This window comes from Mycobacterium sp. NGS67 (genome assembly GCF_059812185.1).
Genome location: NZ_JCALCF010000023.1, coordinates 79,261 through 89,384 on the forward strand (window position 1 = coordinate 79,261; position 10,124 = coordinate 89,384).

The following is a 10,124-nucleotide window of genomic DNA, read 5'->3' on the forward strand; positions in this document are numbered from 1 at the left end:
GGGCTTTGTGACTTACGGGTATGCGGGCATCCGGGCGGGCGGGGCCTACTTCGACGACCTCTCGGTGGGCCAGGTGTTCGACTGGGCGCCTTCGGTGACGCTGACGGCCGGGCTGGCGGGCGCCCACCAGGCGATCGTGGGGGACCGGCTGCGGCTCTCGCTGGACAGCTCGCTGTGCACCGCGGTGACCGGCGCACCGGCCGCACTGGCGCACCCGGGCCTGGTGTGCAACGTGGCGATCGGCCAGTCGACGCTGGCGACCCAGCGCGTCAAAGCCAACCTGTTCTACCGCGGGCTGACGTTCCACCGTTTCCCGGTGATCGGCGACACCATCTACACCCGCACCGAGGTCGTGGGGTTGCGCGCCAACGCCGCCAAGCCCGGCCGGGCCCCCACCGGTCTGGCGGCGCTGCGGATGACCACCATCGACCAGGCCGACCAGTTGGTTCTGGACTTCTACCGCTGCGCGATGCTGCCGGCCGGCCCGGACGGGCAGGGCACCGACCGGGCCGACGACCTGTCTGCCATCGGCGCCGACGCGGTGCTCCCGGTGACCGCGCCCACCGAGGATTGGGACGGCGAGGCCTTCCGGCGGCGCGTACCGGGACCGCATTTCGACCCCGCGCTGGCGGGTGCGGTACTGCACAGCACCGCCGACGTGGTGACAAGCGCGCCCGAGTTGGCCCGCCTGACGCTCAATATCGCTGCGGTACACCACGATTCGCGAGTCGGCGGGCAGCGGCTGGTCTACGGCGGGCACACCATCGCGTTGGCGTTCGCGCAGGCCAACCGGTTGCTGCCGAACCTGGCGACGGTGCTGGGCTGGGAGTCCTGTGACCACACCGGGCCGGTGCGGGAGGGGGACACGCTCTACAGCGAGCTGCACATCGAATCCGCCGAGCCGAGGCCCAATGGCGGCGTGCTGGGGTTGCGGTCGCTGGTCTACGCCGTCGCCGGCTCGGGGGAGCAGCCGGACCGGCAGGTACTGGATTGGCGTTGGCGCGCACTGCAGTTCTGACTGGATAGCAGGCCGACCGCCAAGCCACGCTGCTGGACCCGGCGGTCGGCCTGCTCGTCTATCAGGTGCCGGCCTTGCCCGCGGTGCCGTTGCCGCCCTTGCCGCCCGCGACGCCGGCGATCCCGGTGCCCGCCGCCGCGCCACCGGTCCCGCCGTTGCCGCCGGTGCCGGCGGCGCCGCCATTGCCGACGCTGCCCTTAGCGCCCGCGGTGCCGCCCGACCCGCCGCTACCGGCGTTGCCGCCGTCGCCGCCGCTGCCGCCGTTGGGGCCCGTGCCGCCGTTGCCGCCGTTGCCGTTGACGCCGCCACCGCTGCCGCCCGCGCCGCCGGTGCCGACCGCGCTGCCGCCCGCACCACCGGTGCCGCCGTTGCCGCCCTTACCGCCGGTGCCGCCCGCCCCGGCGCTACCGCCGGTTCCGCCTGCTGCGCCGGCGCCGCCCTTGCCACCGGTGCCGCCGTCGCCGCCCTTACCGCCGTCGGGGACGGCAGCGGTTCCCTGCGCACCGGCCCCCCCGGCACCCGGCGTGCCGCCGCCACCGCCGCTGCCGCCGTTGCCGCCCAGACCGCCCGCGCCGGTCGTCCCGCCGCCGGCGCCGCCGGTGCCCGCGGCGCCACCGGCACCGCCGATCCCACCGTCGCCACCCTTGCCGCCGGCACCGGCGTTGACGTTGATGTCACCGGTCGCCCCGGCGCCGCCCGCCCCGGCCTTACCGCCGGTGCCGCCGTTACCGCCCTTGCCACCTGCGCCATCGGTGCCCGCGGTGCCCAGGGTGACCGATCCGGCCTTGCCGCCTGCGCCGCCGTTGCCCCCGGCGCCGCCGCTGGCGCCGTTGCCGCCGTTGGTGCCGGCGCCGTTGTTCACACCCACCGTGCCGGTGGTGCCGTTGACACCGGCGCCCCCGGTGCCGCCGTTGGCGCCGTTTCCGCCGGTACCGCCATTGCCGGCGTTGCCGGAGATCGAACCGCCGTTGCCGCCGTCACCGCCGATGCCGCCCGACCCGCCGTTGCCGCCGACGAGGCCGGTCCCGCCGGTCGCGCCGACGAAGCCGTTGCCGCCGGCACCGCCGTGACCGCCGTTGCCGTAGGTGCCGCCGTTACCGCCGTTACCGCCGTTGCCGCCGCTGGCCCCCGCGGTGCTGGTCTGGGTGAACCCGGCGCCACCAGCGCCGCCGTTGCCGACCGCGCCGACCGGAGCCGCGCCGTTGGCGCCGTTGCTGCCGGTGCTGCCGGTGCCACCGCTGTTGGTGCCGCCGGTGCCGCCCTTGCCCACGATGGCGGTGCCGCCGTCGCCGCCCTTGCCGCCGTGCGGGTTGGTGGCCGTGCCGGCCGCACCCGCGCCGCCGTCACCCGGGGTGCCGGCCTTGCCGCCGTTGCCGGCGTTGCCGCCGTTGCCGTCGGCCCCGGCGATCCCGCCCGGCGCACTGCCGCCGAGACCGGCGTTGCCGCCGTTGCCACCGTTGCCACCGGTGCCGCCGTTGCCGCCGTTCTGTCCGGCCCCGTTGTTGGTTCCGGCCACTCCGGCCGCACCGTTCACGCCGGCCCCGCCGTCGCCGCCGGTGGCGCCGGTGCCGCCGTTGCCACCCTTGCCGCCGTTGCCGGAGACCGAGCCGCCGGCGCCGCCCTTGCCGCCGTGACCGCCGGCCCCGCCGTGCATGCCGTCGGTGCCGCTGGCGCCGGCCCCGGATCCGGCGTTGCCCGCCGTGCCGGCCGAACCGTTGCCGCCGTTGCCGCCGGCCCCGCCGTTGCCGTGGCTGCCGGCGTTGCCGCCGGCTCCGCCGTTGCCGCCCGCGGTGCCCGGGTTGGCGGCGGTCTGGCTGTAGCCGTTGCCGCCGCTGCCGCCATTGCCGACCGCACCGCCGGCGATGGCGCCATTGGTGCCCGGCGTGCCGGGCTGGGTGCCGGAGGTGCCCGCGGTGCCACCCTTGCCTGCGGTCTCGTTGCCACCGTTGCCGCCGACGCCGCCGTCGGGGTTGGTCACGGTGCCGTTCGCGCCGTTGCCGCCGTCGCCCGGGGTGCCGGCCTTGCCGCCGTTGCCGCCGTTGCCGCCGATTCCGTCGATACCGTCCAGACCCTTACCGGGGGTGGCCTTGCCGCCGACGCCGCCGTTGCCGCCGTTGCCGCCGGCGCCGCCGGCGCCGCCGTTGCCACCGTTCTCGCCGCCGCCGACGCCGGTGCCGTACTGGTCGACGTCCGCGACCCCGTTCAGCCCGGACTTGCCGTTGCCGCCGGCGCTGCCGTTGGCGCCGTTACCGCCGGCACCGCCCTTGCCGCCGTCACCGGAGATCGAGCCGCCCTGGCCGCCTGCGCCGCCGTTACCGCCGTTGCCGCCGGCGCGGCCGTCGACACCGGAGTCGCCGGGGCTGGTGGCGTTGGCGCCGGCGATGTTGTCGACGCCGTTGCCGCCGGCGCCGCCGTTGCCGCCGTTGCCGATGGTGCCGGCGTTGCCGCCGTTGCCGCCGTTGCCGCCGCTGGAGCCCTTGGTCAGCGGGTTGTAGCCCGCCCCGCCCTGGCCGCCGTTGCCGGCCGGGCCGACCACCGACGCGCCGTCGGTGCCGGCGGTGCCGCTGGTCAGGCCGACGCCCGCGGCGCCGCCCTTGCCCGCGATGCCGGCGTCGCCACCGTCGCCACCGTTGCCGCCGTTGGGGTTGGTGACGGTGCCGTTGGCGCCGGCGCCGCCGTTGCCCGGGGTACCGGCCTTGCCGCCGTTGGCGCCGTTGCCGCCGTTGCCGTCGGTGCCCTTGGTGCCGGTGCCGAGCAGGTTGCCGGCCTTGCCGCCGTTGCCGCCGGCACCGCCGTCGCCGCCGTTGCCGCCGTCGCCACCGCCCCCGCCGGCGCCGTTGTTGACTCCCTGCAGACCGGCCTTGCCCTGCACGCCGTTGCCGCCCTTGCCGCCGGTCGCGCCGTTGCCGCCGTTGCCGCCGTTGCCGGAGTTGCCTGAGATCGAGCCGCTGTCGCCGCCGTTGCCGCCCAGGCCGCCGGAGCCGCCGGACTGGCCGCTGGTGCCGCTCTGGCCGAGCGCCGTGCCGTTCACGCCCGCGGTGCCCGCGGTCCCGTTGCCGCCGTTGCCGCCGTTGCCGCCATTGCCGATCTGGCCCGCGGCGCCGCCGTTACCGCCGTTGCCGCCGCTGGTTCCCGGCGTGGTCGGGTTGAAGCCGTTACCGCCGTTGCCGCCGTTGCCGCCGGTCCCGACGGGCACGCCGCCGGCCTTGCCGTCGGCGCCGGTAGTGGACCCGGTGCCGCCGGCGCCGAGACCACCCGCGGCACCGAGCACGCCGCCGTCACCGCCGTGGCCGCCATGGGGGTTGCCTGCCGTGCCGTCGGCGCCGTTGCCGCCGTTGCCGCCGATGCCCTGGTTGCCGCCGTTGCCGCCGACGCCACCGGCACCCTGGTTGTAGCCGGGGACGCTGGGCGCTCCGCCGGTGCCACCCTTGCCGCCTCCGGCGCCGTTGCCGCCGGTACCGCCGTCGCCGCCGTCGCCGCCGTTGATGCCTCCGGCGCCGTTGCCGCCGGTACCGCCGTCGCCGCCGTAGCCACCGGCGCCACCGATGCCGCCGTCACCGGCGATCGTGCCGCCCTTGCCGCCGGTACCGCCGTCGCCGCCGGCGCTGGCGTTGCCGCCGCTGCTGCCGTTGGCGCCGGGGGCGGCACCGTTTGCGCCGGTCGAACCCTTGGCCCCGTTGCCGCCCTTGCCACCGGCGCCGCCCTCGCCGTACTGCCCGGCGTTGCCGCCGACCCCGCCGTTGCCGCCGGCCTTGGTCGGGTCGTCGGAGTTCCAGCCGGCACCGCCGACGCCGCCGTCGCCGGCCAGGGTGGTCGGGATGCTGCCGCTGCTGCCGTTGGCGCCCGGCGTCGAACCGGTGCCGCCGGTGCCGCCGCTGCCGCCCGCCCCGGGGTTGGCGCCGTTGCCGCCGGCCCCACCGTTCGGGTTGGCCTTGGTGCCGGCCGCGCCGGTGCCGCCGACGCCGCTCACCCCGCCGTTGCCGCCGTCGCCGGCGTTGCCACCGGTGCCGACGGTGCCGTTGGTGACCAGGCCGGCGGCGCCGCCGTTGGCGCCCTTGCCGCCGGTGCCGCCGTTGCCGGCGTTGCCACCCTTGCCGCCGTTGACGCTGAAGTCGCCGGTGCCGCCCTTGCCGCCGACGCCGCCGGCTCCGCCGTCACCGCCGTTGCCGCCGTTGCCGCTGTTGCCCTGGATCGTGCCGCCGTTGCCGCCCTTGCCCGCGGCGCCGCCGGTGCCGCCGGTGCCGCCGACGCCGCCGTCCTGGCCCGGGCCGCCGGTGCTGCCGGTCACGCCGGTGCCGCCGGTGTAACCGTCGCCGCCGTTACCGCCGTTGCCGTACGCGCCGGCGTTGCCGCCGTTGCCGCCGGCGTAGCCGGTCTGGCCGGCGCCGGGGACGCCGAACGCGTCGCCGCCGTCACCGCCGTGACCGGTCGCCGTGGTGGGCGTGGTGCCGGGCGTCCCGTTGGTGCCCGACCCGCCCGGCCCGTTCCCGGCGGTGCCGTTGGTGCCGCCGGCACCGGGGTTGCTGCCCTGCCCGCCGTCGCCGCCGCCGAGGAAGCCGTCGCCGCCCTTGCCGCCGGCCGCTCCCAGACCGCCGTTGCCGCCGTTGCCGCCGTTGCCACCGAGGCCCGCGGCGGTGTTGGCGCCGTTGCCGCCGGTGCCGCCGGCCGCGCCGTTGCCGGCGTTGCCACCCGCGCCGCCGTGGCCGTTGAGGGCACCGCTCTTGCCGCCGTCACCGCCGGCCCCGCCATTGCCACCGGCTTTGCCGTCGGTGCCGTTCGGGTCGGTGCTGGTGCCGTTGGTGCCGTTCTGCCCGGTCGCGCCTTGGCCGCCGTTACCGCCGGCGCCGCCGTCGCCGTACAGGCCGCCGTCACCGCCGGCGCCACCCTTGCCGCCGTTGGCACCCGGGACGGTGGCGTTGTAGCCGTCACCACCCTGGCCGCCGTTACCGCCGACGTTGACCGGGGTGGAGCCGTTGGCCCCGCTGTTGCCCTTGGCCCCGGTGCCGGTGCCGCTGCCGTTGGCGCCGCCGCTGCCGCCGGCGCCGCCGGCCGACCCGCTGCCCGGGTCACCGCCCTTGCCGCCCTTGCCGCCGTCGGGGTTGGCAGCGGTGCCGGCGGCGCCGTCGCCACCGTTGCCCTGGGTTCCGCCGTCACCGCCGTTACCGGCGTTGCCACCGGCCGCGCCGGCGCCCGCGACGCCCTTGGTCGCCGTGCCACCCGCGCCGCCGGCGCCGCCTGCGCCGCCGGTACCGCCGGTACCGCCGTCGCCGCCGTTCTGTCCGCCGCCGATGCCGGTGCCGTAGTAGTCCTTGTTCGGGACGCCGTCGTCGCCGTTGGTGCCGTTACCGCCGTTGCCGCCGCTGCCGGCGTTGCCGCCCTTGCCACCGGCGCCGCCGTCACCGATGGTCGTGCCGCCGGCGCCGCCGGCTCCACCCTGGCCGCCGGCGCCGCCGTTGCCGCCGTTGCTGCCGTCGGAGCCGGTGTTGCCGTTGTTGACGCCGTTGGCTCCGTTGGAGCCGGCACCGCCGGCGCCGCCGTTGCCGCCGTTGCCGTTGGTGCCGCCGCTGCCGCCCTTACCGCCGGCACCGCCGGCCAGGCCGTTGCCGTTGGCGTCGGTGGCGTTGGGCGCCCAGCTGTGGCCGACGCCGCCGTTGCCGCCGTTGCCGGACGGGCCGGTGAAGCTGGCGCCGGCCTTGCCGTTCAGGCCGCTCGCGTCGCCGGCACCGTCCACGCCGCCGATGCCCCCGGCACCCGCCTTGCCGACATTGCCCGCGTTGCCGCCGTCGCCGCCGGCGGTGGCGCCGGAGATGCCGGCCGCGCCGTTCCCGCCGCTGCCCGAACCACCCGCGGCACCGCCGTTACCCGCATTGCCGCCGTCACCGATGACGCCCTTGACACCGAACGGACCCGCGTTTCCGCCCGCGCCGCCGGCACCGCCGCCGCCGCCGACACCACCGTCGCCGCCGTTGCCACCGTGCTGGCCGGCGCCGACGCCGTTGCCGTACTCGTCGACGCCGGACACGCCGTCGCCGCCGCCGTGGCCCAGGCCGCCCTTGCCGCCGTCGGCCCCGGCGCCGCCCTTGCCGCCGGACCCGCCGTCGCCCAGCTGGCTGCCGGCGTCACCACCGGCGCCGCCCTTGCCGCCGGTACCACCGGCCTGGCCGGTGCCGCCGTTGTCGCCGTCGCTGACCCCGTTCTGGCCGACCGCGCCCGCCACACCGTTGCCGCCGGCGCCGCCGTTGCCGCCGCTGCCGTAGTTGCCGCCCTTGCCACCGGCGCCGCCGTCACCACCGTTGGCGCCGGCAGCGGTCGAGGTGAACCCGGCTCCGCCGTCGCCGCCGTTGCCGACCGGGGTGGTGGGCAGGGCGCCGTCGACGCCGTACTTGCCGAAGCCGACGCCGTTGCCGTTGCTGCCGCCCTCGCCGCCGGCGCCCACGCCACCGGCGTTACCGCCGTTACCGCCGGCCCCACCGGTGGGGTTGGTGGAGGTGCCGGCCGCGCCCGCGCCGCCGTCACCCGGAGTGCCCGAGTCGCCACCGTTACCGGCGTTGCCGCCGGCACCGGAGGTACCCGCGATGCCCTTGGTCGAGTTGCCGCCGAGGCCGCCGTTGCCGCCGCTGCCACCCTTGGCGCCGCTGCCGGCGTTCCCACCGTTCTGACCGGCGCCGATGCCGTTGCCGTACTTGTCCTGCCCGGCCACACCGGCGTTGCCGTTCTGGCCGTCGCCACCATCGCCGCCGTCGGCGCCGTGACCGCCGGCACCGCCGGCGCCACCGTTGCCGGCGTTCACACCGGCCTTGCCGCCGCGGCCGCCGTCACCGCCGGACCCGCCGACCTGCGCGTTGCCGCCGTCGCCGCCGGCTTTGCTCGCGTCGACGCCGTCGTTGCCGGCCACGCCGTTGCCGCCCTTACCGCCGGCGCCGCCGTTGCCGTAGTTGCCGCCGTCACCGCCGGCGCCACCGTCGCCGCCGCTGGCGCCCGCAGCCTGCGGGCTGAACCCGCTACCGCCGCTACCGCCGTTGCCGACGATGCCGGTGATCCCCGCACCGTTGGCGCCACTTGCCGCCGTGCCGCCGCCGCCGTTGGTGCCGCCGGCGCCGCCCTTGCCGATGGCGCCGGCGTTGCCGCCGTTACCGCCGTTGCCGCCGTTGACGTTGGTGCTGGTGCCTGCCGCGCCGTTGCCGCCGTTGCCGGGTGTGCCGGCGTTGCCGCCCTTGCCGCCGATGCCGCCGGTGCCGTTGGTGCCCGCGCTGGCGCCGGAGCCGCCGGCCGCGCCGCCCGTGCCGCCCGCGCCGCCGACGCCACCGGTGCCGCCGTTGCCGCCGTCGCCGCCGGCCTGGCCGCCGCCGATGCCGTTGTTGTAGTTGTTCGCGTCGCTGACGCCGTTGGCGCCGGTGAAGCCGGTACCACCGTTGCCTGCCGCGCCGCCGGTGCCACCGTTGCTGGCGTTGCCGCCGCCGGCGTTGGTCCCGGCGGTGCCGCCGGTGCCGGAACCGGCCGCGCCGCCGGTGCCGCCCTTGCCGCCGTTGCCGCCCTTGCCGCCGGCACCACCTTCGCCGCCGGCGTAACCGGCGCCGTTGTTGGTGTTCGAGGTGCCGTTGGCGCCGGCCGCGCCGCTGCCGCCATTGCCGGCGGTGCCGGCGTTGCCACCCTTGCCGGCGTTGCCGCCGCTGCCCGCGGTGCCCGCGGCAGCGCCGCCGTTGGCCGCTCCCGCGGCGCCGCCGGCGCCGCCGCTGCCGCCGGCGCCGCCGCTGCCCGCGTTACCACCGGCGGTTCCGGCGCCGCCGACCCCGGCGGTGGCGACTCCGTTGCTGCCGTCTATGCCGCTACCGCCGTTGCCACCGGTGCCACCCGTACCGCCTGCGCCGCCGTTGCCGCCTTTGAAGCCTGCGCCGAAGCCTTTGCCGCCAGCACCGCCGGCGCCACCCGTTCCGCCGGCCGTGCCGTCGGCGCCGTGCGGGTTGAGGGCGTTGGTCCCGTTGCTGCCGGTCGTGCCGGCCAGGCCGGCGCCGCCGCTGCCGCCGTTGCCGCCGCTGGCACCGGTACCGGTTGCGCCCGTGCCACCGGCAGTGCCGCCGGTACCGCCGGTACCTGCGCTGCCCCCGGTGCCGCCCGAGCCGGCCGCGCCGGCGTTACCGCCGGCGCCACCCGCACCGCCGTCCGGGTTGCCCAGGGTGCCGGCCACGCCGTTGCCGCCGTTGCCGGCCGCACCGGAGTTACCGCCCTTGCCGCCGGCGCCGCCGTTACCGTTGGCCCCTGCGGTGCCGCCGGTGCCGCCGGTGCCCGCGGCACCACCGTTGCCACCGGTTCCGCCGGCGCCGCCCTTGCCGCCTGCGCCGCCGTCGCCGCCTGCGGTGCCCGCGCCCGCGTTGACTCCGGTCTGCCCGGCAGCGCCGCTGACGCCGTTGCCGCCGGAACCGGCCAATCCGCCGGCGCCGCCGCTGCTGGCCGCGCCGCCGTTGCCGTTGGTTCCGGCGATCGCTCCGGCACCGCCGGCCGCGCCGCCGTTGCCGCCCTTGCCGCCGTTGCCGCCGGTACCGCCGGCGCCGCCGCCACCGCCGGTGTATCCAGCGCCGTTGTTGATCCCCGCGGTGCCGTTGGCGCCGCTGGCGCCGACCCCGCCGGCCCCGGCGTTGCCCGCCGCGCCGCCGTTGCCGGCCGCGCCGCCATTGCCCGCGGCGCCCTTGGTGATGCCGGCGGTGGCTGCGCCCGCGGCGCCGCCGTTGCCGCCCGCGCCGCCGTTGCCGCCGTGGCCGGCGTTGCCGCCGGCACCGCCCGCGTTGCCCGCACCCGCGGTCATCGTTCCGGTCGCGCCGTTGAGCCCCGAGCCGCCCTTGCCGCCGACGCCGCCCTGACCGCCGGCGCCGCCGGCGCCCGTGGTCGTACCGGTGCCGCTGGCGGTGCCGCCCTCGCCGCCGTTGCCGCCCTTGCCGCCGGCGGTTCCGTTGGTGCCGCTGTCACCGGGGTTGATTCCGTTGTCGCCGTTGGTGCCTGCTGCGCCGTTGCCGCCGGCGCCGCCGTCGCCGCCGTTGGCGCCCAGACCGTTGAGTCCGCCCTTGCCGGTGCCGGCGGGTCCGGTGCCCGCGGTGCCGCCGACCCCGACCGT

Annotated in this window: 2 protein-coding genes; one reads left to right on the forward strand and one right to left on the reverse strand. The window is 78.4% G+C overall.

The genetic code is table 11. The features are described 5' to 3' along the window. Positions 1–7 precede the first annotated feature (7 nt). Positions 8–1,018, forward strand: coding sequence for a MaoC family dehydratase (locus AC5Y4D_RS20195; protein WP_500038063.1), 1,011 nt, complete (start codon positions 8–10; stop codon positions 1,016–1,018). A 61-nt stretch (positions 1,019–1,079) separates the two neighbouring features. Here the strand turns inward: AC5Y4D_RS20195 and AC5Y4D_RS20200 are convergent, their stop codons facing one another. Next, positions 1,080–9,818, reverse strand: coding sequence for a PE family protein (locus AC5Y4D_RS20200; RefSeq protein ID WP_500038064.1), 8,739 nt, complete (start codon positions 9,816–9,818; stop codon positions 1,080–1,082). Positions 9,819–10,124 lie beyond the last annotated feature (306 nt).

Excerpts from the sequence above, each read along its gene's own strand:
- AC5Y4D_RS20200 (WP_500038064.1), bottom strand. The coding sequence starts at position 9,818 with ATGACCGCGGGTGCGGGCAACGCGGGCGGTGCCGGCGGCAACGCCGGC.